At 40.8% G+C, this 24,612-nt stretch carries 23 protein-coding genes; 10 read left to right on the top strand and 13 right to left on the bottom strand.

Annotated features, from left to right (window positions below; all coding sequences use genetic code 11):
- The first annotated feature begins 144 nt into the window (after positions 1–144).
- Positions 145–771, top strand: coding sequence for a cytochrome b/b6 domain-containing protein (locus FTT74_RS01185; RefSeq protein ID WP_179988343.1), 627 nt, complete (start codon positions 145–147; stop codon positions 769–771).
- A gap of 30 nt (positions 772–801) precedes the next feature.
- On the opposite strand, the gene FTT74_RS01180 is transcribed toward FTT74_RS01185, so the two are convergent.
- The 5 genes from FTT74_RS01180 to FTT74_RS01160 all read right to left on the bottom strand — a co-directional run bounded on the left by FTT74_RS01180 (position 802) and on the right by FTT74_RS01160 (position 5,325).
- Complete coding sequence (locus tag FTT74_RS01180; protein ID WP_179988344.1) at positions 802–1,422, bottom strand: DUF2238 domain-containing protein; 621 nt, start codon at positions 1,420–1,422, stop codon at positions 802–804.
- Between the two features lie 91 nt (positions 1,423–1,513).
- The gene (gene purB, locus FTT74_RS01175; protein ID WP_019837658.1) at positions 1,514–2,902 is read right to left on the bottom strand and encodes an adenylosuccinate lyase; all 1,389 of its coding nucleotides are present in this window, start codon (positions 2,900–2,902) and stop codon (positions 1,514–1,516) included.
- A 55-nt stretch (positions 2,903–2,957) separates the two neighbouring features.
- Positions 2,958–3,689: a high frequency lysogenization protein HflD gene (hflD, locus tag FTT74_RS01170; RefSeq protein ID WP_004971659.1), complete on the bottom strand. Its 732-nt coding sequence runs from the start codon at positions 3,687–3,689 to the stop codon at positions 2,958–2,960.
- Positions 3,690–3,701: 12 nt separating this feature from the next.
- Complete coding sequence (mnmA, locus tag FTT74_RS01165; protein ID WP_096901081.1) at positions 3,702–4,835, bottom strand: tRNA 2-thiouridine(34) synthase MnmA; 1,134 nt, start codon at positions 4,833–4,835, stop codon at positions 3,702–3,704.
- Between the two features lie 4 nt (positions 4,836–4,839).
- Complete coding sequence (locus FTT74_RS01160) at positions 4,840–5,325, bottom strand: NUDIX hydrolase (protein ID WP_096901080.1); 486 nt, start codon at positions 5,323–5,325, stop codon at positions 4,840–4,842.
- 133 nt (positions 5,326–5,458) lie between these two features.
- Here FTT74_RS01160 and FTT74_RS01155 point away from each other — a divergent pair, with 133 nt between their 5' ends.
- Positions 5,459–5,665 carry a DNA-binding protein gene (locus FTT74_RS01155; protein WP_104851773.1) on the top strand — a complete coding sequence of 69 codons (207 nt, stop codon included), beginning with the start codon at positions 5,459–5,461 and terminating at the stop codon, positions 5,663–5,665.
- Between the two features lie 42 nt (positions 5,666–5,707).
- Here FTT74_RS01155 and FTT74_RS01150 read toward each other — a convergent pair whose 3' ends face one another.
- From FTT74_RS01150 to FTT74_RS01135, 4 genes are all read right to left on the bottom strand, one after another.
- Positions 5,708–6,238, bottom strand: coding sequence for a gamma carbonic anhydrase family protein (locus FTT74_RS01150; RefSeq protein ID WP_004971648.1), 531 nt, complete (start codon positions 6,236–6,238; stop codon positions 5,708–5,710).
- A 106-nt stretch (positions 6,239–6,344) separates the two neighbouring features.
- Positions 6,345–7,493, bottom strand: coding sequence for a D-alanyl-D-alanine carboxypeptidase PBP5/6 (gene dacC, locus FTT74_RS01145; protein WP_004971646.1), 1,149 nt, complete (start codon positions 7,491–7,493; stop codon positions 6,345–6,347).
- Between the two features lie 117 nt (positions 7,494–7,610).
- Complete coding sequence (locus FTT74_RS01140; protein WP_004971644.1) at positions 7,611–8,003, bottom strand: MCR_0457 family protein; 393 nt, start codon at positions 8,001–8,003, stop codon at positions 7,611–7,613.
- 317 nt (positions 8,004–8,320) lie between these two features.
- Positions 8,321–8,692, bottom strand: coding sequence for an MCR_0457 family protein (locus FTT74_RS01135; RefSeq protein ID WP_026438310.1), 372 nt, complete (start codon positions 8,690–8,692; stop codon positions 8,321–8,323).
- Between the two features lie 211 nt (positions 8,693–8,903).
- Here FTT74_RS01135 and surE point away from each other — a divergent pair, with 211 nt between their 5' ends.
- The 3 genes from surE to FTT74_RS01120 all read left to right on the top strand — a co-directional run bounded on the left by surE (position 8,904) and on the right by FTT74_RS01120 (position 11,639).
- Positions 8,904–9,680, top strand: a complete 777-nt coding sequence (gene surE / locus FTT74_RS01130) for a 5'/3'-nucleotidase SurE (protein ID WP_096901077.1) — start codon at positions 8,904–8,906, stop codon at positions 9,678–9,680.
- A gap of 106 nt (positions 9,681–9,786) precedes the next feature.
- Complete coding sequence (locus tag FTT74_RS01125) at positions 9,787–10,614, top strand: peptidoglycan DD-metalloendopeptidase family protein (protein ID WP_096901076.1); 828 nt, start codon at positions 9,787–9,789, stop codon at positions 10,612–10,614.
- A 95-nt stretch (positions 10,615–10,709) separates the two neighbouring features.
- Positions 10,710–11,639, top strand: a complete 930-nt coding sequence (locus FTT74_RS01120; RefSeq protein ID WP_131261144.1) for a LysR family transcriptional regulator — start codon at positions 10,710–10,712, stop codon at positions 11,637–11,639.
- Positions 11,640–11,721: 82 nt separating this feature from the next.
- Here the strand turns inward: FTT74_RS01120 and FTT74_RS01115 are convergent, their stop codons facing one another.
- Positions 11,722–12,933: an aspartate aminotransferase family protein gene (locus FTT74_RS01115; RefSeq protein WP_131261143.1), complete on the bottom strand. Its 1,212-nt coding sequence runs from the start codon at positions 12,931–12,933 to the stop codon at positions 11,722–11,724.
- A gap of 161 nt (positions 12,934–13,094) precedes the next feature.
- Between FTT74_RS01115 and grxD the strand changes: the two genes are divergently transcribed.
- Positions 13,095–13,436, top strand: coding sequence for a Grx4 family monothiol glutaredoxin (gene grxD / locus FTT74_RS01110; RefSeq protein WP_019837647.1), 342 nt, complete (start codon positions 13,095–13,097; stop codon positions 13,434–13,436).
- 121 nt (positions 13,437–13,557) lie between these two features.
- Here grxD and FTT74_RS01105 read toward each other — a convergent pair whose 3' ends face one another.
- Entirely contained in the window at positions 13,558–16,251 is a 2,694-nt protein-coding gene (locus tag FTT74_RS01105; RefSeq protein WP_179988345.1) for a Lon protease family protein, read from the bottom strand.
- A 194-nt stretch (positions 16,252–16,445) separates the two neighbouring features.
- On the opposite strand from FTT74_RS01105, the gene FTT74_RS01100 reads away from it, so the two are divergent.
- From FTT74_RS01100 to rpmE, 4 genes are all read left to right on the top strand, one after another.
- Positions 16,446–18,644, top strand: a complete 2,199-nt coding sequence (locus FTT74_RS01100; RefSeq protein ID WP_004971628.1) for an MFS transporter — start codon at positions 16,446–16,448, stop codon at positions 18,642–18,644.
- Between the two features lies 1 nt (position 18,645).
- On the top strand, positions 18,646–19,047 hold the full coding sequence (gene gloA / locus FTT74_RS01095) for a lactoylglutathione lyase (RefSeq protein ID WP_179991207.1): 402 nt from the start codon (positions 18,646–18,648) through the stop codon (positions 19,045–19,047).
- Positions 19,048–19,237: 190 nt separating this feature from the next.
- Complete coding sequence (locus FTT74_RS01090) at positions 19,238–20,236, top strand: bile acid:sodium symporter family protein (protein ID WP_171062555.1); 999 nt, start codon at positions 19,238–19,240, stop codon at positions 20,234–20,236.
- 203 nt (positions 20,237–20,439) lie between these two features.
- Positions 20,440–20,664: a 50S ribosomal protein L31 gene (rpmE, locus tag FTT74_RS01085; RefSeq protein ID WP_004971624.1), complete on the top strand. Its 225-nt coding sequence runs from the start codon at positions 20,440–20,442 to the stop codon at positions 20,662–20,664.
- 86 nt (positions 20,665–20,750) lie between these two features.
- Here the strand turns inward: rpmE and FTT74_RS01080 are convergent, their stop codons facing one another.
- Positions 20,751–22,874 (bottom strand): EAL domain-containing protein, encoded by a 2,124-nt coding sequence (locus tag FTT74_RS01080; RefSeq protein WP_179988347.1) that lies wholly within the window; start codon positions 22,872–22,874, stop codon positions 20,751–20,753.
- Positions 22,856–24,601, bottom strand: coding sequence for a GTPase (locus tag FTT74_RS01075; protein ID WP_179988348.1), 1,746 nt, complete (start codon positions 24,599–24,601; stop codon positions 22,856–22,858). The genes FTT74_RS01080 and FTT74_RS01075 overlap by 19 nt, the downstream gene beginning before the upstream one ends.
- Positions 24,602–24,612: the final 11 nt, after the last annotated feature.

The raw sequence follows: 24,612 nt of genomic DNA, 5'->3' as shown, positions 1-24,612 counted from the left end.
CTAAAAATTGCGCTCAATTGAGCGCAATTTTTTTATTCACTTTTATTCAAAAATATAGGGTCTTTGATTTAAGCATCTTAATTTTCAATTCAGCTTGATGTTATATCTTTGTGATAAGAACAAAACCATCTTGATAGATTGAATATGCAAACAAATAGTGTGCCCGCGAAGCAATCAACATCTACAGATTTAATGATTCGCTTTTTGCATGTGGTGATGCTGCTAAGTTTTACAGGGGCTTACTTAACAGGTGATACGGAAGAATGGCATCAGTTACATATGGCTTTTGGCTATACGTTGGGGATTAGTTTAGCTTTACGAATCGTATGGCAGGTGTTGAGTATGTTGAACAGCACACAGCCGACAGGAATTTCTAAACGTTTAGGCATGATTCAACAATTTGTAAAACGCGATTGGAAACAGCCACAGCAGTTTTTTTCATTACCGTTTTTAAAGTCAGGCAGTTCCAGTGCGTTTCAATTCAGTATTTTGTTGATTTGGTTGGCATTGCCTTTAACTGTGTTGGTTGGATTTTTCACCGATTATACCCAAAGTCATACTTTAAAAGAGCTACATGAATTTGCAGCAAATTTATTCTTAGCTGCGGTATTGGTGCATTTAGCGAGCTTAACTTTAAGCAGCGTATTGTTTAAAAAATGGCTTGCCAAAACCATGTTTTGGGGTTCAGGTAAACCTGCAGTATTAACGGTGTTGATCTGGATGATTTCAGTCGCAAGTTTAGCTGGCTTCTGGTGGTGGTATTGGCAATAAATTTGGATTTAGTACGAAAGAGGCATCCTGTTAGGGTTTCTTGATCAAGTAGAAGCATCCCATCAGCATTACTCCTATCGTTGCTAAAAGCATATCCATGTGTGCATCCCAAATATCACCTTGCTGACCATTATAATTTTCAGCATCTTCTGGCGATAAGCCAAGCGCAATGAGCCATTCCACCCATTCATAAATTAAACTGCTTGCCATGATAAATTGAATGACCAAAAGATATAAAACGATAGGTTTGTTTTTTGGAAACCAGACTTCAAACAAGCGCAATAAAACAGGATAGAGCAAAATACCATAAGCCAAATGCACAAAACGGTCATACATATTGCGTGACCAACCCATGCTCTGATCTAAATTGAAGCCAAAGCTGTGCAAAATCCAATCATTATAGGGCACATAAGAATACAGATAATGTGCTCCGACAATATGAATCAGTAAAAATATTAAATACAGCACAAAGCTAGAAAAACTCAGTCCTACTTTTTTAAACGCAATCAATAAAGCCGCGAGCATAAAAACTGTGCCTGCCTGATGCAGTAGATACGATTCAAATTCCAGTGGTTGAATACTGGCAGCAAGCATGGCGAGTATAACCAAGCCTAAAGCACAGTAATGTTGAATGCGGAATTGATTTTGCATGTGATGTTTAAGTTGGAAGATTTGTTTTATTCTAATAAAAATGCGAAGCCGAAGCTTCGCATTTTTGTATTGTGATGAATGCTTTTACAAATTAGATTTTAGCAATTAAATCTTGAATTTGTTTTGCTTGTTCAGCTGCATTACCTGTGTAAGTTGCAGGCGTCATTGTCGCTAAACGTGCGCGATCTGCTGCAGGAACGCCTTCCAACTCATTACCATTCACGAAATCTACCATCATGTCACGTGTCATAGCTTGACCACGTGTAAGAGCTTTTAATTTTTCGTATGGTTTTTCGATGTTATAACGACGCATCACAGTTTGAATTGGCTCAGCCAATACTTCTTGAGCATTGTCTAAATCTTCAAGAATACGTTGTGCGTTCAATTCAAGTTTGCCAATACCTTTAGAGCAAGCTTCAAATGCGATCAAGCTTTGTGCAAAACCAACACCCATATTACGCAATACAGTCGAGTCAGTTAAGTCACGTTGCCAGCGAGAGATTGGTAATTTTTCGCCTAAGTGAGCCAAGACTGCATTGGCGATACCCAAGTTACCTTCAGAGTTTTCAAAGTCAATTGGGTTTACTTTGTGCGGCATGGTTGAAGAACCAACTTCACCTTCTTTCAGTTTTTGCTTGAAGAAACCAAGTGAGATGTAGCCCCAAACGTCACGGTTGAAGTCGATTAGAATGGTGTTGAAACGACGTAGCGCATCAAACAATTCTGCCATATAGTCGTGTGGCTCAATTTGAGTCGTGTATGGGTTAAAGCTTAAACCTAAAGATTCTACAAATGCTTGAGAATGTGCAGGCCAGTTGATTTCTGGGTATGCAGAAAGGTGAGCGTTGTAGTTACCTACTGCACCATTGATTTTGCCCAAAAGCTCAACTTGCTTGAACTGTTTGATTTGACGTGCAAGACGATATGCCACGTTTGCCATTTCTTTACCCAAAGTTGTTGGGCTTGCAGTTTGACCGTGAGTACGTGACAACATTGGTTGATCTGCGTGTTTTTCTGCCAATGCAACAATCGAATCAATGATTTGCTGCATCGCTGCAACCAATACTTCACGACCATTTTTAAGCATTAAAGCATGTGACAAGTTGTTGATGTCTTCTGAAGTACAAGCAAAGTGAATGAACTCACCTGCATTTTTTAACTCATCAATGTTGGCAATTTTTTCTTTTAAGAAATATTCAACTGCTTTTACGTCATGGTTGGTGGTGCGTTCAATTTCTTTAATGCGGTTGGCATCATCTTCAGAGAAATCTGCAACAATTGCATCTAATGCAGCATTCGTTGCAGCACTGAAAGCAGGTACTTCGGTAATTTCAGGACGATTGGCAAGCGCTTGTAACCAACGCACTTCAACAGTCACACGAGCATGGATTAAACCAAACTCAGAGAGGAAAGGGCGGAGAGCATCACATTTGCTTGCATAGCGCCCATCTAATGGAGAAAGTGCGGTTAAAGCGTTCATATCGATTCCTTAAACTTTGGAATTAAACCTAAAACAAAAGCGTGTTCAGCATGGTTTAAACCACCTGATACTGTAAACGCGCCAGATCTTGAATATCACGTAATAATTTACGTTTGCTAAATACCATGCCCCATGAACTGCCACCAAGTTGACGCCAAAGGTGTGCCATTTGTAAGCCTGTAAAAAGCGAAGCTCGAATTCGGTTGGTATGTGCAGAATCCTTAAATGCTTCTGCATTGCCACGTACCATAATGCGCGGGTTAATTTGTCCCGCAGTATCGACATAGGTTTGGGCTAAATTGGCAATAATACTGGGATGCAAATAGTTATGATCAAAAAATGAAAGTTGTTTTAAGATTTTTTGCTGTGACTGCTCAATAATTTCGACGTATTTAGGATTGCTATACACTTTCTTTTCTAATTGTAAGAGTGCCATCGCATACGACATGGGTAGTTTGGTATTGGATAGTTTAGGTAAACGCGATTTAGGAGCAGTATTAAAAGGTTGGTTGATGCTGCTTTCTAGCGTTTTTAAACCCAAAGAAATATCGGCCAAATGATTAAAAAAATCCAAAGTTTGCGAACTGTGATTGCTACTTGGACGGATATTTAAACTGGCTTTAATTAATTGCTCAAAATAAAAGTTACCGCTTTCACCAATACTTTGTCTGCCTGTGAGTGCAGTCATGTGCGTGAGCTGGGTGGCTTGAAACACACCCGCTAACGCCAAGGCACGATTTTGGCGAACATTCAGAGTTGGTGACTGTTGAAACGGTAACTCTGTCATCCAAAACAATCCTTAAATAAAATCGGGTTTAGGTGCATTGGTATGGTGAATCACACCACCGCCTAAACACATTTCGCCTGAATAGAATACGACACTTTGACCAGGAGTGACTGCACGTTGTGGTTCATCAAATTCCACACGTACACCGCCAGGCATGCTGTCATCATTGAAAATTACACAGTCCTGATCATCTTGGCGATAGCGAGTGCGACAAGTACAACGGAAGCCTGACGCTGGAATTTCTTGTTCACCTGCCACCCAATCAATTGCTTCGCTCCATAAAATAGTGCTTTGCATGAGTGGATGTTCATGACCTTGACCAATCACTAAACGATTGTTTTCAATATCTTTATGCAGGACAAACCATGCACCTTCAGCAACACCTTTTAAGCCGCCAATACCAATCCCGCCACGCTGACCGAGCGTATAGTACATTAAGCCGTGATGTTCACCAACCTCTTTGCCATCGTCTAAAACAATTTTTCCAGCTTGAGCAGGCAAATATTGTTTTAAGAAATCATTAAAGCGACGTTCACCAATAAAGCAAATCCCTGTCGAGTCTTTTTTCTTGGCAGTGACTAAATCTAGTTCTTCGGCAATTTTTCGGACTTGCGGCTTTTCAATTTCGCCCACAGGGAACAAGGTTTTATTGATTTCACGACCATGCACTGCATGTAAGAAATAGGTTTGATCTTTATTTTTATCTAAACCACGTAACAGTGGAGCGTATGCTTCACCTTTGGAGTTGTACTGCGTTCCACCACGACGAGCGTAGTGACCTGTGGCGATAAAATCTGCGCCTAAATTCATGGCGTGATCTAAAAAGGCACGGAACTTAATTTCTTTATTGCATAAAATATCTGGGTTTGGCGTGCGTCCTGCGGCATATTCGGCAAGAAAATGCTCAAAAACCCGATCCCAATATTCCATCGCAAAGTTGGCTGTATGCAACTTAATGCCTAGCTTGTCGCACACCGCTTGCGCATCGGCAAGATCTTCCATCGCGGTGCAATATTCAGTGCCGTCATCTTCTTCCCAGTTTTTCATGAAAAGCCCTTCAACCTGATAACCTTGTTGAAGTAGAAGTGCAGCAGAAACAGATGAATCTACACCACCTGACATACCGACGATGACACGTTGTTGCATAGGATTAGGCATCCAAACTAGAAATAAGGGGAGAATTTTGGTGCTCGTAAATGAGCGATAAAGGATAAGATTGACCACTGAGCGCATCTTGAACCGCTTTCAGTACCAACGGACTTCGGGCACGTGCTGATTCAGCCAGTTCGTCTGCAGACATCCATACTGTACCAATAATATCGGGATCGAGCTGGGCTTGCGCATCATGTTGCAGCGATTCGGCTAGAAAGCAGAAGCGATAATAGGTGCGGTCAGGAAACATAGGCGGAGTATAGCTATAAATACCGAGTAAGGCATTAATTTTCACCCGATGCCCAGTTTCTTCCATGGTTTCACGTATTGCTGCTTCAATTAAGCTTTCGCCAGCTTCAACATGCCCTGCAGGCTGATTAAACACGCTATGCGTCACACCTTCTGTATGTTCTTCAACAAACAGGAATTTTCCGTTTTTTTCGATAACGGTGGCGACAGTAACGTGAGCAGTCCAAGCGGTCATTGAAAAGCACCATGGGGTAAAACGCATATTCTACAAAATTTAGGGGGATGTGGCTATGTTGAAAGGGGATTTCTTTAAAACTGTAAATGTAGGTTTGTGTAGTTGTGGGAAGATGTGAGGGGTACTTTGTTCTTTGATTCATTTGGTGATGCTGGATGTGATCTCATTTGCGCTAGGTGTTGTTGCCAAAGTCAAAGCTATTGCACAAATAGAAAAAGAGGCAGATATTGACCGTAAAGCTTTGTATAAAACTCTAAGTCAAGATTCAGCCTCTCGATTTGATAAGATTAATCATGTCATTCATACACTGAGTTTAAAATTAACGGTGCAGAACGTGTAATCCCTCAAATTACAACAATCAAAAAGAACTTTGAGGGGTGGATTATTGATAATTCCCCGCCACTTTTACATAGTGCCGTGCAGAATAAGGCAAAAACTCTTTTTCCTTGTCGGTTAAAGGACGAACTTTTTGCACAGGGCTACCCACGTACAAATAGCCACTTTCCAAACGCTTACGCGGTGGCACTAAAGACCCTGCGCCAATCATTACATCATCTTCAATAATGACATCATCCAAAACAATTGTGTTGATGCCCAATAACACCCGATTGCCAATGGTGCAGCCGTGTAAGGTCACACCATGTCCAACTGTGACATCTTCGCCAATAATCAGCGGTGAACCTTCAGGTTTGTCGGCTTTTTTATGGCTAACATGCAGCATGGCATGATCTTGCACATTGGAATTTTGACCAATCCGAATATGGTTAACATCACCACGAATCACGGCAAATGGCCAAACCGATACATTTGCGGCCAAATGCACATCACCAATCACCACCGACAATTCATCTACATAACAGCTTGCGTCAATTTTTGGGGTTTGCTCTAAATAAGCACGCACATTTTTTTTCATGATGGACAAATCTTTAGCTTATAAATTTAGGATTGAGGACAGTATAAAATAAAAAAGCACACATGCGGGCATGTGTGCTTTGCGCTTTAGTCTAAGCTTATGAATCTTAGAATAAGTTGCTAAAGAATTGTTTGATATGGTCTAGCATACGTGCAAAGAAACCCGCTTCTTCCACTTCCTGCAACGCCACCAATGGTTTTTCAGCAATCACTTTACCATCTAAGGTTGCGACATATTTACCAATCACTTGACCTTTTTTCAAAGGAGCAGTCAATTTAGGTTGAACCACCAATTGAGTTTTAATTTGGTTGGCTTTGCCTTTTGGCATGGTCACGTTAAAGTTTTCTGGCAAACCAATTTGTGCTTCTTTGCTTTTACCGTACCATACTTTTGCTTTAGCTAAGACTTGGTTGGCAGGCTGTACACGTACAGTTTCGTAGTTTGCATAACCCCAAGCTAACAATTCACGAGTTTGAGTTGCACGAGCTTGCATGGTTGGCGCACCAAAAATCACCGAAATTAAACGCATTGGGCCACGTTTAGATGAAGTGGTTAAGCAGTAACCCGCTTCGTTGGTATGACCTGTTTTTAAACCATCCACGCTTGGGTCGGTATATAACAGGGCATTACGGTTGCCTTGTTTAATTCCATTAAAAGAAAACTCTTTTTCAGAATAAATTGGGTAGTATTTTGAGCTGTCATGGATGATGTGCTGCGCTAAAGTCGCCATATCTTTTGCGGTAGAAAAGTGACCTTCAGCAGGCATACCCGTAGAGTTCATAAACTGGGTATTGCTCATGCCAATACGTTTGGCTTCTTCATTCATCATGTGAACGAATGTGCCTTCATTACCTGCAATGTGCTCTGCCATGGCTTTAGATGCATCGTTGCCCGATTGCACGATAATTCCGCGTAGCATTTCAAGTACGGTTGCTGTGCCATTTAAAGGAACATACATACATGATTCTGTGCTGCTGCCACGACACCATGCAGACTCATTCATGCGGACTTGTTCATCTTCCGTGAGTTCGCCTTTTAATAACTTTTGTTCAATGATGAAACTAGTCATCATTTTGGTCATTGAGGCAGGGGCGAGTTTTTCGTTTTCATTTTTTGAAGCTAAAATTTGTCCCGTCTCATAATCCATCAAAACGTATGATTTGTTATTGAGTTCTGGTGGTGTAGCTAAGACAGTTGCTGCATAAGAAAAGCTTGGTAATAGTAATAATGCAGCAAGGGCGCTTTTTGGGGTCATTCTAAGAGGTTCCAATACTTGAGGTATGCACAAAAGAGCTAGCATTTTAGGGCAAAGCTCAGCCGACTTCTATGGGAGAAATCGGCTTATTGATAAAAGTATTGTAACCAAATTGTATTATCTGCTATATGCTGTCAATTCTTGGCAAATTGCTTGGTTTTTGGCTGTTCCAGCAGCTTTGGCATCGGCACGGGCTTCTTTTAAAATTGGCTGGAAGCTTTTTTGTTTGCTGAGTTTACTTAAGGCAGTAACAGCGTCTTTTTCTTTAGGCATATATTCTTGGGCAAGTTTTGTATAACCCTGATGAAATTGATCTTGTTCTTTGACTAGTGAAGGGCAAACTTCAGATAACACATAAATAGCGGCTAATTCTTGCTGAGTCACTTGTTGTAATGGCGTCACTTCAATATTTTCTTCTTGCGCAATTGCGGCTTGACTTAAACCCAAACTGAGCGCAACTGCGCCAAAAAAATGAACTGCACGTGAATTTTTTAAGCCAGAAAATTGCATATCAAGTACCTTAAATATTGTTTGAACTGAATCTACCGATTCATTTAAGTGCTTATAAGATGAATCATTTATTTGCGAATTGAAAGAGTGAAAATGTATTAAAGCTGTGTGATCTGAGCGCAAATCATGTATAAAAAGTGAAGATTAAAGTCTGAAATTTGAAAATCAGTGGCTTGATATAAAGCGTAAAATAATAGTGGAAAAATACCAGATATAAAAACTAAGCATAAAATTTAAGGCAAACTTTGAAAGTTTGCCTTAAAGGGTGAGTATGCAAAATTATTTACAGGCTCAAAATAGTATTTAAATCATGTGATTTAAAGTGCTAATTCTAAAGCTTCCTGACACACTACTTTTTGCTCTTCTTTGGCTGTATCTTTTGCTGCTTCACGCGCTTCAGCTAAAACGGATTGATATTCTGCGTCGGCTTGTAGTTTGGCAAGCGTCATGTTCGATTCTGAATAATCTTGTAGATAAGTTTGAATCAGTGCTTGAATATTGGCATCTAATTTTGCATTTTTTCCAATCAGTGCAGGGCACATTTCAGTCATGACTTGTGCCGCTGCAACATCTTCTTTCACAATCGTATTGGCTTCTGCTGCAGTCAAATCTTCTGCAATTACAGACTGCGTTAATACAGCAGCAAAACCTAGACCCAATAAACGACGAAATGACAAAGCTAAAATCATGAGAATCACATATATTTTTGGATGGATGTTAAGCGCTAAATATATATAATCTTTTGTATATTTCAATGAAATGTGCTGATCAGTCATTTTGTTGTCGTGTGCTTATTAAATGTGCTTAGGCATGAATCAGGCACAAACAAGTTTAAGATTGAACCGACGTTGCTATATTTTAGTATATAACCTTTATATTTGTTTTATCTGAGATTTTTCTGTGAATATTTTGATAGCCAATGATGATGGCGTGTTTGCACCTGGTATCCAAGCTTTGGCGAAAGCCTTAAAACCTTTGGGTCGCGTGGTGATTGTTGCACCCGAAAGTGAACGCAGTGGTTTTTCGAGTGCGCTGACTTTAGACCGACCATTACGTCCTGTGCAAATTGCTGAAGATGTCTGGGCGGTGAATGGTACACCTGCAGACTGTGTCTATTTGTCGATGAATGGATTGTTCGATTTCGAATTTGATTTGGTGGTCAGCGGCATTAACAGCGGTGCAAATCTAGGGGATGATGTACTGTACTCAGGCACAGTCGGTGCGGCATTTGAAGGACGTTTGATGAAACAGCCTGCGATTGCGGTATCACTTGCAGGGCATAATGTACGTGCTTATCAGCATCCGCAAGATTATATGCAGGCAGCGCAGTGGGTACATGACTTTATTGCTCAAGGTTTACCAAGTTTACCTGCACGACATATTTTTAATGTGAATATTCCAGATGTGCCAGTGTTGCAGGGCACAAAAATTACCTATCAAGGACAGCGTACCCAATCTAAGCCAATTACTAGTCAGGTCGATCCACGAGGGCGTCAAGTGTATTGGATTGGTTTGTCGGGCGAGGCAGTGGCTGCACCGAAAAAAGGCTTAACTGAAATTGAGTCTGATTTTTTTGCGGTAGCAAATGGCTATGTCAGCGTGACACCAATTCAGATGGATGCCACCAATTATGACGTTTTGCAATCATTGCACAGTCAATTTTCCCAAATTGGCTAACTAATGTTATAACTTTGTGAAAAAGTAGCTTGTAAGCCTCATTACAAGGACTTTTTTGCTACTCTTAGCGCAATAGAAAATATTTAGAATTTGTAGAGAGGAAAGAATGCCTGTGGTGTTTCAGTATCGTTTATTTAGCACACCAACAGCATTGTTGAAAACCTTAGTGTTATCAAGTGCTGTTGTGGCTACCGTCGTGTTGAGTGGTTGTGCCTCTAAACCTCAAGTGAATAATTCTGCGCGTTATGCAACAGCGCCGAATTTTTATACTGTGCGTTCGGGTGATACTTTAAGTGGTATCGCTGCACGTTATGGTTTGAGCTATCTCAGCATTGCAGAAATGAATGATATTGCACCGCCGTATCGTATTTATGTCGGGCAGTCGATTCGTTTGAAAGCGGGCAATGCACCACGTACAACAAGCACTCGCCCTGTAACACAGGCTGCACCAATTCAACGTCAAACAGTCACATTACCAACGACACCTGTGACACCTGCACCGGTAACATCGACTACAACCACGACCACTAGCTCAACAACACCAAGTACACCTGTGCGTAGCAGCACATTGCGCTGGGTGAAACCATCACAAGGTGCTGTGATTGCACAGTTTAATTTGGCAAGTAATATCAAAGGAATTCGTTACGGTGGCAATGTGGGCGATCCAATTTATGCCGCAGCAGATGGGCAGGTGGTTTATGCTGCAGATGGATTAAAAGAATATGGGAACTTGATTTTAATCAAGCACATTGATGGTTATATCACCGCCTATGCACATAACAGTAAGATGAATGTGAGCAGTGGTCAAAATGTCACAGCGGGTCAAAAGATTGCTGAAATGGGTTCTTCTGGTGCAACACGTACCATGTTGGAGTTTCAGGTACGTCTAGATGGCAAGCCAATCAATCCAACTAATGTTTTACCAATAAATTAAATATCACGAATACAAAGCATAAATTTCACCGTATAATACAATAAGTTGCTTTTATCGATAGATGAGGGCAACGATTATAATTTCAGAGGGAATTTATGTTAGATCAACTTCGAGCAATGGGTGTATTTGCTTGTGTTGTTGAAAAAAGCTCGTTTAGCGGTGCAGCACGTGATTTAGGGATCACCACCAGCGCCGTCAGTCAGCAAATCCGTTCACTAGAACAAGATATGGAAGTCACGCTTCTGCATCGTTCTACTAGAAAACTGAGTTTGACTGAAGCAGGACAAGCTTTTTTCCACAGTTGTCAAGAAATGCTCGCCGCTGCTGAGCGTGGTAAAATACGCATTAATGAGTTAAGAGATGATTTGGTCGGTGATTTAAGAATTGCCACCACTCCAGAATTAGCCGCGAACCATGTGATTCCCGCACTTTCTCATTGGCTGTCTGCCCATCGTGGCTTGTCTGTACATCTAGAAACCGACAATCAATACATTGACCTGATTGATGGTCGTATTGATATTGCGCTGCGTATGAGTCCAATAATTGAAGATCAAAACCAGCATGTGATTCCTATTGCACTTATTGACCAAGTTTTAGTCGCATCACCTAGTTATTTAAATCAAACCGCGCCCATTTCACGTCCTGAAGATTTAAAACATCACGAGTTAATTCCATTAACCATTATGAAGAATTTTCAGCAACTCAATTTTAAGCATATCAGCACTGCTGAAAATGTGGATGTAGAGTTGGGCTCGCGTCTATCGACCAATAATGTGTTGGTGTCTAAATCTTTGTGTATGCAAGGGCATGGGCTTGCGCGAATTTTGCATTTGGATATTCAAAAAGATTTGCTTAATGGCAGTTTGGTTGAAATTTTGCCTGAGTGGAAATTACCCGCATTTACCTTGTATGCAATCATTTCCAAACATGAGCAACAACCGATGAAAGTACATCGTTGTTTGGAAGCCTTAAAACAATATTTTTCTCAATTGCCGGGTGGGCGAGTGTTTCAAGAAGCATCTTAATTGAATGTTGATAATATACTGATCGACCATTTAGTTAGCAAAAAGCCGCAGTTCAAACTGCGGCTTTTTGTTAGGGATTTATTTAAGCCAAGAATTTTTTAATCATTGCTACAAGGCGTTCAATCAATTGATCTGCCTGGGCTTGAGTAATATTTAATGTTGGCAATAAACGCACTACAGAACCTGCAGTTACGTTAATAATCATTTTGTATTCATCGCGGGCAATATCGACCAACTCTGCACATGGTTTTGGTAATTCAATACCAATCATCAAGCCAAAACCACGCACGCTTACATTTTGGTCTGCGAGTTGTTGACGCAATTGTTCCACAATGTAGCCACCCATTTTTGCTGCATTTTCTACCAAGTTTTCTTTCTGGATGGTGTCAATAACAGTGTAAACCACGCGTGAACCTAACGCAGTACCACTGTAGGTTGAGCCATGATTACCAGCAGTAAGAACGCCCACACCACGACCTTGAGTCATGACTGCACCAATTGGGAAGCCATTGCCCAAACCTTTCGCTGTAGTCAATACATCAGGCACAATATTGGTGTGCTGATAAGCAAAGAATTTACCTGTACGACCATTTCCTGTTTGTACTTCATCCAGCATCATCAGCCAGTTGTGTTGATTACAAATACGGCGGATGTCTTCTAGGTAGCTAAAGCCTTGTGGTGCAGTATTCACACCGCCTTCACCCTGAATCGGCTCGACTAAAATAGCCACAATATCAGGATGCTGAATCGCAGCTTCTTCAATGGCTTCGACATCACCAAAAGGCACACGAATAAAGCCTTCAACCAAAGGTGCAAAACCTTCCTGAACTTTTTTATTGCCAGTTGCAGACAGGGTAGCCAAAGTACGACCGTGGAAAGAGTGATCTGCAACAATAATTTTAGGATTGGCTACGCCTTGCATATGACCGAATTTACGTGCAATTTTAATTGCACCTTCGTTAGACTCTGCGCCACTGTTTGAAAAAAACACTTCTTCCATGCCAGCAACTTGCGCCAATTTTTGTGCAGCAGCAGTCTGCCACGGCACTTCAAACAAGTTACTGGTGTGAATTAAGGTAGCCGCCTGATCTGCAATGGCTTCGGTAATTGCAGGGTGTGCGTGACCTAAACCACATACGGCAATGCCTGTAAGTGCATCTAAATATTCTGTGCCATCTTCAGTATAAAGATAAGAACCTCGACCGCGGACAAAGCTGATCGGCTGACGGCCAAATACAGGCATCAAATGTGATGGTTGATCAGTTTGCACAGGAGCAAGGGTAATGTTATTCATGACTAACTCTTATCTGTTAGGTTGGAGGGAAAAACTTATATAAGCAAAATCTACTGCAGATGAAAAGCCTAATTGTAAATAAAATTGGATTTATTGCTTTAGACGTACTGTTTTGCTCGGTTTTGGGTATAATGCCACACAGATGAGTTGAGGATTTACCAATGACTGAACAAGTACGCGATACCGAAGCGTTAATTCGTGAACAAATTGCTAAACATGCTGTTCTTCTTTACATGAAAGGCACACCACAATTTCCACAATGCGGTTTTTCTGCGCGCGCAGTAGAAGCACTCAGTCAAATTGGTCGTCCTTTTGCTTATGTGAATATTTTAGAAAATCAGGATATTCGTACGACTTTGCCAAAAATTGCGAACTGGCCAACTTTCCCACAATTGTGGATTAATGGCGAGCTGATTGGCGGTAGCGATATTATGTTGGATATGTTCCAAAAAGGTGAGTTAAAACCTTTGGTTGAGCAATATAGCCCAGCACCTGAAGCTTAACGTATTGGACTTGGGTCAAACTAGGTCAAAGTCATCCATACAAAAAGTTGATATAAAAAAAGCGCCTTGGCGCTTTTTTATATCTAGAATTAACTTGAATAGCTGACTCGAATTACTGCGTTTAGTTTACCGCAGGGCTTTCAGTTGCAAGTTCAACTATTTCAGCCGATTCGGTAGTGACTTCATCAGAAGTTGCCGCATCAGATGGTTCAGCCGATTTCTGTTTTTTCTTGGCTTTTTGCGCTTTGTCCTTTTTCTCTGAGTCCTTTTTGTCCTTTTCTTTCTTGGACTTTTTCTTTTTCTTCGGCTCTTCTTCAATTTCGGCACCATCTTCAATGGCTTGCCAATACTCAAGTTGTTCCATCACTGCAGCGTAAATTGAACCTTTACTGTAACGTCCTTTTTTAGTGAGTTTACCCACAGGACGTGCCATTAAAATTTCTAAGGCCTGATCAATGGTATCAATGGCGTGAATGTGGAATTGACCTTGTTCTACCGCTTCAATCACGTCTTTACGTAACATGAGGTGCTGCATATTTTGACGCGGAATAATCACGCCTTGCTTGCCAGTTAAACCTTGCAGTTTGCAGGCATCAAAGAAACCTTCAATTTTTGCATTCACGCCACCAATTGGCTGTACTTGACCAAGTTGGTTCATTGAACCTGTAATGGCCCAAGATTGGTCAATAGGTAGTTGGCTAATTGCAGAAATCAAAGCTGAAAGCTCAGCTACCGTTGCACTGTCGCCATCGACCTGACCATAACTTTGTTCAAAGGCGAGGGCAGCAGAAAAATGCAAAATTTGCTCACGACCAAAATGTGCTTTGAGGAAACTGGCCATCAACAACACACCTTTGGCATGTAAAGAACCGCCAAGTTCAACACTGCGTTCAATATCTAAAATATCGCCGCCACCTTGATAGACTGAGGCAGTTAAGCGCGAAGGTAAGCCAAACTCGACATCGGCATAGTGAATGACCGACAAGGCATTGATTTGCCCCAAACGGTGTCCACGAGTTTCAATCAACTGCGTACCGCGCGATAAATCTTGCCAGTACAGTTCTCTTAAATAGCCTAAGCGATATTTGCGATGATCCAGTGCGGTATTGATATGCTGTTCGGAAACCGTTTTATCGCCCGCCTGTGCCGCATGGTGATGCGATTCACGAATTAAATCCCCCAAGGTGAGGGCATGTAAGGAGAGTGAGCTTTGATCTTCAGCTTGACGGCTTGAGTCAGTAAGTAAAGCTGCCAAAGCAGAACGGTCAAATGGTAATAATTTGTCAGATTGCACATAGTCGGCAATCAGCTGCATATATGCCTGCTCGTTTTCGTCATTACGTTGTAATGTATCGGTAAAGTCGGCACGGATTTTAAACACGCTGCCAAGTTCGGGTTCTAGCTCTAAAATTTCATAATAAATTTCAGGCTCTGCCAGTAAAATCACTTTAATATTTAGTGGAATGGCTTGTGGTTCAATTGAAATGCTGCCTGTTAAAGTTAGCATGTGTTCCAAAGATGAAAGTTTCAATTGCCCCGATTTTAAAGCGCGTTTCAGTCCTTGCCATGCATAAGGCTGTTCCAGTAACTGCTCTGCTTCGAGCATCAAAAAGCCGCCATTGGCTTTATGTAAGCTACCTGCACGAATTAAGGTGAAGTCAGTGGTAATGGTGCCGTTTTGCGTGAGTTGTTCTACATGCCCCAATAAATTGTAATGGGTTGGAAAATCTTCAAAAATAACAGGTACACCGCTGTTGGGTTTGTGCGTCACAATAATATTGGCTTGGTAGCGCGCAGGAATACGGCTAAAGGTGCCAGGACGGAAATCATCTTCTTCCTGTTCTAAAACAAACTCGACATTATTAATAATATCTTCGGCATAGTATTGTAAATATTCAGTCAAACCTTCGACACTAGGATATTTATTTTGAATAATATCAATGCGTGGCATTACCACTTGTTTGGCAATATCACGGTTCAGGTCTTGTACTTTGTCACGTGCGTCATCTTCTAAATCGCCTAAATGCAAACCCAAACGCTCCAGTTTTTTATTCATATAACGAATATTGGACGCAATTTCTGCACGGGTTTTGCTGTCCAAGGCGTTAATATCTTCCTTAGACATTTCCTGCATTTTGTCATTTTTCAGATGCACGGGTACAAAGCAATGTTCATCTTCCTGCGCAATCAGTTTTAAATCGAGTTCTTCACCTTCACTGGTCAGCTCAATTAAGGCTTGTTGCTGTTCATCACCCGCTTGCTGACGAATCATTTCAATGCGGTTGTGATAGGTTTCTGCGGTAAAGCGACGTTCGAGTTGCTTTAAAATAGTTTGCCAAGTTTGATGTAACAAACTTTGAAATTTAGGCGCTTGACCTGCAGGCAGTTGCAAGGCAATCGGTTGGCGCGGGTGTTTGAAATTATTGACATAAACCCAGTCATTCGGTGTGGGCATGCTCTTGGCATGTTGCTGCAGCAAACGCTTGACCATGGTACGTTTGCCCAATCCCGCCGTACCCACTGCAAAAATATTGTAGCCAGAATATGGCAGGGAAATACCTGCTTCCACCGAAGCGCGTGCCCGATCTTGTCCTAAAAAATTATTCAGCGGTTTAATGCGTCGGGTCGAAGCGGGAATGTTATCGTAATTTGGAATATGGGTTAGTTGTGTTGCTTTGAGTCGTGTATTTTCTAAAGTCGTTTGTATTTCGCTTTGTTCAAAGGCAGAGCTGAGAAGCGGTTGTTGTTCATCTTGCGCTGCTGTTGTTGTGTTGGTTGTCATTGATGGGGTGATTTGATCAAGTCTTTGGGTCACTGTAGAAATCCAAAACGAAATATTGCAGTTAGAAGTTTAAAGGTATACAGGTTTAAGCGGAAAATTCAAGCTAAGCCGTAATTTTTACTACAAAATGACAAAGCTGTTGTGGATAATTTCATAAATACTGTTGAAACAGAAGCTATTCCGCGATTGAATAACAACAATTTGACTTGATAGAAAATAATAATCGAATGACCACACAACAGACTGGGCAAACTTCAGCACAAAATACAGGGTGGAAAGCTGCATTTACGGCATTTTTAGACCGTCGTGCGCTGATTATGCTGTTTTTGGGCTTCTCTGCAGGTATTCCAATTTTACTGATTTTTTCCAGTCTATCTTTGTGGTTGGGCGAAGCAGGCATTGACAAAAGTGCGGTCACTTTCTTTAGTTGGGCTGCCTTGGGTTATTCCTTTAAATTTGTTTGGGCACCATTGATTGATGAATTACCCGTACCCTATTTAACCAAAAAACTGGGGCGACGTCGGGCATGGCTGCTCATCGCCCAATGTTTAATTGTTTGTGCAATTGCGGTGATGGCATTTTCTGACCCAGCTTTGGGACAGGCGCATTTATATCAAATGGCATTGGGTGCAGTATTACTGGGCTTTTCTGCAGCCACGCAAGATATTGTGATTGATGCTTACCGTATCGAACTGGCTGAAACTCAAATGCAAACCGTGTTGGCATCGACTTATAACGCGGGCTATCGCATTGGGATGATTGTCGCAGGGGCAGGTGCTTTATTTTTGGCAGCCTCGTTAGGTACAGCCAAAGGCAACTATATTTATAGTGCATGGAAAATTACCTATTTGGCGATGGCTGCGGTGATGCTGATTGGCATTATCACGACTTTGGTGATTCGTGAGCCGCAAGTGAATCGGGTCAGCAAGCATTATCAACGACGCGACTATTTTCGTCTGGTTACGGTGTTTTTTGTTGCGGTATTCAGTTTTGTATTGTGCTACGTCTTTTCGGGTAATTTTACCGAAGCCTTAAAACAACAATTCCAACTCAAAGATGCATTTTTATTATTTTCTATAGAAGCTTTACGTTTTATTGCATCGGGTGCGGCTGCTGTAGGCATGGGCACAATTTTGGTCAAATTGGGCGCAGTCAATAAACAGATGGCATTTGAAACATGGGTGCATCCTGTTGCAGATTTCTTTAAACGCTACGGCATGAAACTGGCACTGGTGTTATTACTCTTGATTGGTTTTTATCGAGTTTCAGACATTATTGCAGGTGTAATTTCCAATGTGTTCTATCAGGATTTGAACTTTAGCAAAGAACAAATTGCCGAAGCGGTTAAGGTTTATGGGGTCATTTTCAGTTTAGTGGGTGGCTTCTTGGGCGGTTTACTGGCACAGCGTATGAACATTATGAAATTAATGTTTGTTGGCGCGGTGTTGGCATCATCCACCAATCTTATTTTTATTGGTCTGGTGAAGTCAGGACAGCAACTGAGCGATGTGCAAGTTTCTGTGGGGCAGCAACAATATCAAACCCAGGCCGATGAAGTTGGATATTGGAAAGTGGCTGTGCCTAGTCAGGTTTTAGCAACACAGGATGAAATTCAGGTACGTGCGCAATACCAAACGGGCGATACGCCGTCACGTTTAGTGTCGATGCCGTATTTGCACCAAACTGAGATTGAAACTGCACAACTCCAGTTTTTACCACTGACTTCGGATAATCGTATTAGCGAAAATGAAGCCAGCAACAGTATTGTCGTACGTGGGCAATATGCAGGGCCTGCCTTAACCGAACAGCAAAAAATTGTACTGCAGCTAGATGGTCAAAATTTTGATGCAAAACTAGATGCACAAGGAATTTTTACGGCAGCGATTGCAGGGCAGCTTTTGGCAGACTCACCAAGTAAACAACTGCAAGCCGTATTATTGAATAGACAGCAAACAGTACAACAACACAGCCAAACCTATCAGGTCGATTTAAACACACATGAAGGCAATGCTTTGGATGTAGATATACAACCTTTGCCGATCGTTCAATCATCTTCAAACAATATGGTTGAAATTCAGGGCAAGGTGATTAAGCCATATAGCACAGCATGGTTATATTTTGCGATTATTGTCGATAACTTGGCTTCAGGTTTAGCGGGCGCGGCTTTTATCGCATTTTTATCCAGTTTAACCAGTGTGTCATTTACTGCTGTGCAATATGCAATTTTTAGCTCACTCATGACCTTGACTCCTAAGATTTTAGGTGGTTATTCAGGTACTATAGTGACCAATATTGGTTATCCAAACTTTTTCCTCATGACCACATTAATTGGAATCCCTATTTTAATTTTAGTGGTGTGGGTGGCGAAATTGTTACGTGACCATCAACACATACAAGCAAAACCGATTGAACAAAAGGATGAATGACATGCGCATGCTGCATACCATGTTACGTGTAGGTAATTTAGAGCAATCATTAAAATTTTATACAGAAGTTTTAGGCATGACTTTGCTGCGTAAGCGTGATTATGAAGAAGGTCGTTTTACCCTTGCTTTTGTAGGCTATGGCGATGAAGAAAATCACACCGTTTTGGAGTTGACGCATAACTGGGATACAGACAGCTATGATTTGGGCAATGGTTATGGTCATATTGCAATTGCGGTAGACGATGCCTACAAAGCATGTGAAGAAATTAAAGTGCGCGGCGGCAATGTGGTACGTGAAGCAGGGCCAATGAAAGGTGGTGTAACTGTCATTGCTTTTGTTGAAGACCCAGATGGTTATAAAGTTGAATTGATTCAGCAAGATCAGAACGCACGTAATAACTAAGTCTTCATCAGTGAAGCAGTAAAAACCAAACCTTTATGGCGCAATAAACTGAATGTTGTTCAGTATTCATTTTGAAAATATTGAACATCGCCTGAAAATGCTCGCTTTTTGAATATTGCTCAGTAATATACCTTTATCGAAAGGTAAAAATTGCTGGGCTTTTTTGCAACAGTAAAAGAATATACAGGATGTGTTTATGTTGAAGTTATTGGCATTGGATCGCTTTACCATTCTTTTGTTTGTGATGGTCATCCTCGCCAGTGTCGTGCCTGTGTCAGGGCAAGCAGCCGAAGTTTTTAGTGTGATTACGACAGTTGCCATTGCAATCTTATTCTTTTTGCATGGGGCGAAATTATCACGTGAAGCTGTCATTCAGGGCATGATGCATTGGAAATTGCATGCGTTGGTATTTACTTTTACCTTTGCGTTATTCCCAATTTTAGGTTTGCTGGCAAAGCCAATTCTAGTGCCAATGCTCGGGCAGGAGCTGTATTGGGGCTTTTTGTTCATGTGCTTTTTGCCTTCAACCGTGCAATCTTCAATTGCCTTTACGTCAGTGGCAAAAGGCAATGTTGCCAGCGCAGTCTGCAGTGCGTCATTCTCTAATTTAATTGGGATGTTTATTACCCCAGTTTTAGTAGGCATCTTTATTTTAGGGCAGTCTGAACACGGTTTTGACCCGACAAATTCGATTATTCAAATTACTTTATTGTTATTGGTGCCATTTATTTTGGGGCAGTTATTACGTCCTTATGTTTTTCCTCAGATGTTGAAATTACCAAAGCTGGTCAAGGTATTTGATCAGGGTTCGATTTTGATGGTGGTTTATGGTGCATTTAGTGGGGCAGTGGTAGCAGGATTGTGGCATCAAGTTAGTGGTATGACTTTATTGCTGTTGATTATTGCTTGTTCCGTGTTATTGACCCTTGTGATGTGGTTGGCGTGGGTTGTGCCGCAATGGTTGGGTTTTGCACGTGAAGACCAAATTGCCGCATTTTTTTGTAGCTCCAAAAAAACCTTAGCCAGTGGTGTACCGATGGCGCAAATTTTATTTATTGGGCAGCCGTTGGGGATGATTGTTTTACCGATCATGATTTTCCATCAAATTCAGTTGATGGTGTGCGGTGTGATAGCCAATTATCTCGAAAAGCAGCCCGATTCGACTGAACCTCAGGAATTAAATTCCTAAGAATAATTAGCTTTAAAATATTTTATTCCGTATAATATTGCCCAACTTGTTGTGCTTAGCTCTGACGGTATCCGTCTCGGTGGGCCAAAAGAATGGTCTGTTGTGGTGTTGGTCTGCTTTTAAAGCATGTCCTCATTTTTTTAATGAGAGTGACCAATTGCGATGACAGCTTAAGCCTTCTTAAATCTTAGGAGTAATCGACGATGCGCGCCGATATTCACCCAAAATATGAAAAATTAGTTGCAACTTGTTCTTGCGGTAACGTAATCGAAACTCGTTCAGCAGTTGGTAAAGAAACTCTTTATCTTGACGTATGTTCTGCATGCCACCCGTTCTACACTGGTAAGCAAAAGAACGTTGACACTGGCGGTCGTATCGACAAGTTCAAACAACGTTTTGCTGGTATGTCACGTTCTATCAAACGTTAATATCCAGTACGAAAAAAACGGGCAATTGCCCGTTTTTTTGTGCCTTAAATTTTAGGGTCTACAAATAGACCCTAATGCACAAGACCTTATTGGTCTTGCACATCAATTAAATGATCGAGTTTTTTCTGGAAATAATCACCCTGAATAAAGCGCGCATCGACATTCCACGCATTCGCAAACAGGTTCATATCATTTAAGTCACGCAATAACACTTCTACAGGTTTAATTTCACTATAAATGCTCAATTGTTCCTGTAATTCTTGCGTCGAGTCATCAGCAGCCAGTTTTTCAGTCAGTGCACTGTGCAAGGTCAAGTAGTGAATATCGACTTGTTTCAAGATAGATTCACTATAAATCGAATGACCAAAATCACGCAGAGAAATTTCAGCGCCGTGCTGACGTAATAAACTGATTTGTTTCTGCGCATCACCTAAGTTTTGGCTGATGTCTTCTTCAGAGAATTGCAAAATTAATGGATGGCTGAGGCGGCTACCAATAATCGTTATCAGTTTAGACACAAACTCAGGGAAGCTGCGGTCTTGTAATAAAACAAATTTGTTTAAATTGATAATCAGCTTCGCTTCAGGATATTGGGTGATGAAGTTGTGCAATTGTTTACAAGCTTCGACCAAAATCCAACGATCCAGTTTAATGGATAATTCTGGGTCTTCAGCCAAATCTATTAAGCCTGTCAGTGATTTCCATTCACTATTGAAAATAAAGCCACTAGTTACTTCATAGGTATATAAATTGGTGTCTTGCTTATCATAAAGTTGTTGATACTTCAGATGAATTTCACCACGATCAAGACTTTGACGTATCGCTGCAATAATCGCAGATTCACTATACGATTGTGGTACAGCTGCAGCAGATTCAATTACATTTAAGTTAGATTCACCAAAGGACATGTCTAAGGTTAAACCTGAGTTATGTTGTTCTTGCTGTTGTGGTAATGCGTTGGCAAAACCTTGGCTAATCAGTTGCTCAAAACTGCTTTCATTTTGAATGTCTGGAGTGAATGGCACATAACCAATACGCAAATTAAGTGGGTAAGTATGTTGATCTACCGTAAGTAATTGCGGTTTCGTGAGTGAATTTAAGCCAATCAGTTTCGATTCTAAAATTGCAGGCGATTCTGCTTGGAACAAACCAACCACTAAACCATTACTCACATTAAATAATGGTACATTGGTCTGTTCTTTTAAAAAATTTTGAATGTTGGTAAAGTAATTTTTTGTGGTTTGCCAGTCGGCTTGGAAAATTGATTCAGGACAGTTCGCCAAAGAAAACACCACCAAAGCATTGGCACTAGAAGGCTGTTTGGCTAAAGTGCGATTTACCAATTGGTATGTGCTTGGTTTTGCCGCTGCTTTGTCTGCTGTCGTTTGAGCAGGGACAGTATTTTGCGCCGTATTTTCAATATCTATGGTGATTTGTATGGCGTCGTCAGCTGCTCCAACAAATTCAATTTTGAGTGGGTTTTGTTTTGCCAGAAGCGGGTTTTGGCTATGAATATCAAAACGGCCGTGTTCAAATTGTCCTTGACTGACTTTCTTAAAGCGGAATTTAAAATCTGTAATATCTTGCGGTTGCAATAAATCCAATAATGGCAAGCCAATAAGGTCATCTTCACTTTTTAAACCAAATAGCTGTAAATATTCAGCATTGGCTTGTGCATGAATTCCTTCCTGAATAATGGCTACTGCTTTGCTACTGTCTTCGACCAACGCCTGAGCTTGTGATTGCGCATTTTCCAGTTCAGTCATAAGTTGTTCTTGTGACTGCTGTAAGCGACTAAAAGACAGTGCGCGAATTAAGCCAAAATAGAAGCGTTCGGGGTAATCTAAATTGATAATGTCATAGATGCCTTTGCGCACATAACTGGTGTATTGCGTGGCATCGTAATCGTCTGGTTTGAGCAAAAGTAGCGGTAAATTTGGTTGCTGTGATGCACGAATTAAAGTGAGTGCCTGATCGACTTTTAGGTCATAAGCACGACCAAAGATCACCAAATCCCAAGTTAAATGTAATTGTTTTTCAAAGTTTTTAATGTCATCTAATAGATAAGCCTGAACACGGTGCTCATTTGCAGTGAGTTGTTCACAAATTTGATTAAAACGTATTTGGTTGTCATCGATTATGAGTAAACGTGTTTCGGTACGTTTGAGCTTTTTAGACAATAATGGATTTCTCACTTTAATGCTTCCCATAAATCGTGATTTTTAACTTCATTCACTTGTTTCTGAATAAAACCATCAAGTAAAGGCTGTTGTTGGTCATTCAACAACTCAAAATCAAAGCGCATAAAGCTTTGGGTAATCAATAACGGCTTAATTAAGAACACTTTTAGTTCTTCTTCACCTAAACGTAGCTGTACGGTTTGTTTGTCACGTAATAATTGCAGACTTGGCAAAATCAATGAGGTATTGACTTCATTGACCTGCGTACTTTGTACCAATAATGCTGGATGATAATGTCCTGTATGCCGATCTGTTTTAACAAAAACAGCACAAGGGTAAATATCTTGGGTTAAAATTTCCAAGCCAAGTTCTAAGCTTTTTTCAGCAGATTGTTTAATCCAGCGAATGACACCACCACGCCACGGACTTTGGCTATTTTCCTGAACCAGAATAAATTCACCTGTTTTAAGGTTTTTCGGTGTTTCACCCGTCCATTTAATACGATAGCCATTGACACTAATATCTAAAACATCGGCATTGTAAATTTGTTTGGCTTCACGGTCTAAGGTTTTAACAGCGCTAATATCTACCGTAGAGTTGGTATGCATGGCATTGATAAACTGGCTTTCATTCTGGAATTGGTAGTTATCGCCCAAAGACAGCGTTTCATTGAAGTTTTTACCATTAGACAGATAAAAATGTGCCACAGTCAAACCAAAGCAAATTTTAATCCGTGCCGAATATTCATAACGCTCATGCACACGTTCTGCTGTATTGGTCAAAATATTGTGCAAATGGAAATGCAAAGCAGGGGTTAAGAATAGCTTTTCATTGCGTGATAAATGTTCACCTTTACGACCTTGAACTTCATTTAAATGATCGAGTAGGGGTTGAGTTGCAATAAAAATATTGGCATGAAAACCTTGGCTTTGGTGCGTATTGTAAATAGGTGGATGATCTTTGCTTGCATCGACCACATAACGTGAAAGCGTCGTTTCTTTGGGTAAAACTTGAATCAGTTTTGCCCAATCAAAGCTACAGAGATATAAGCCTTGAATTTCTGCAGGTCGAATTTGATGGGTATTGAAAATTTCCAATAAAATCAGCTGTGCATAGGCTTGAGCAATATTAATCAGTTGATGTTGTGTGCCTTGTAACTGATTAATATTATTTAAATAATAATGTTGTTGAATGGCTGTATCTAAAAGTTGGTGTGCAATTAACCACTGATTTGGCAAGGCGTGGCTATAAAGCATGTGTTGTTGATAGCGCAGTAGAGCTAATTGTTGTAAAGCATAATAGCTAGATAGAACTCGTGCAGTTTGTAAGTTCTTTTTTAAATTAAAGGCAAATAAAGAAAATTTTTGTTGGGTGAGTTGTTGGTGGCTACGTCGGGAAATATTAATATAGACTTTGGCGAAATGACTGCGTAATAACAGCGCGAGTTCAATAATATGATCGTTGCGGTCATTACTAATCAAAGCCTGGTTGAAAAAATGCTTTTCCAGACTGGTAAGCACATTTTCAAGTGTCGGATGAATAGCTTGAATTAAGTCAAAACGTAATGTTTCCTGACATTTCAGTTCTGAAATTTCTAAAAGTGCATTAAATAGAGCTTGGGAAGAATCACCCAATTGTAAAATGGATAAATCCGCTGCCCATGCCTGAATGCTTTTAACCGTATTTTGACAAAAACTCAATTGCTCCAGCTTTAGTTCGCTGGGAACTAGAAAAAGATCTGAAGTATTCATATTCATGATTGTTATTT

The sequence above is a fragment of the Acinetobacter sp. YH01007 genome (genome assembly GCF_013420425.1).
Taxonomy (GTDB): Bacteria; Pseudomonadota; Gammaproteobacteria; order Pseudomonadales; family Moraxellaceae; genus Acinetobacter; species Acinetobacter towneri.
Note: the sequence above shows the minus strand (reverse complement) of the source record. Positions and strands in the feature narration are given on the sequence as shown.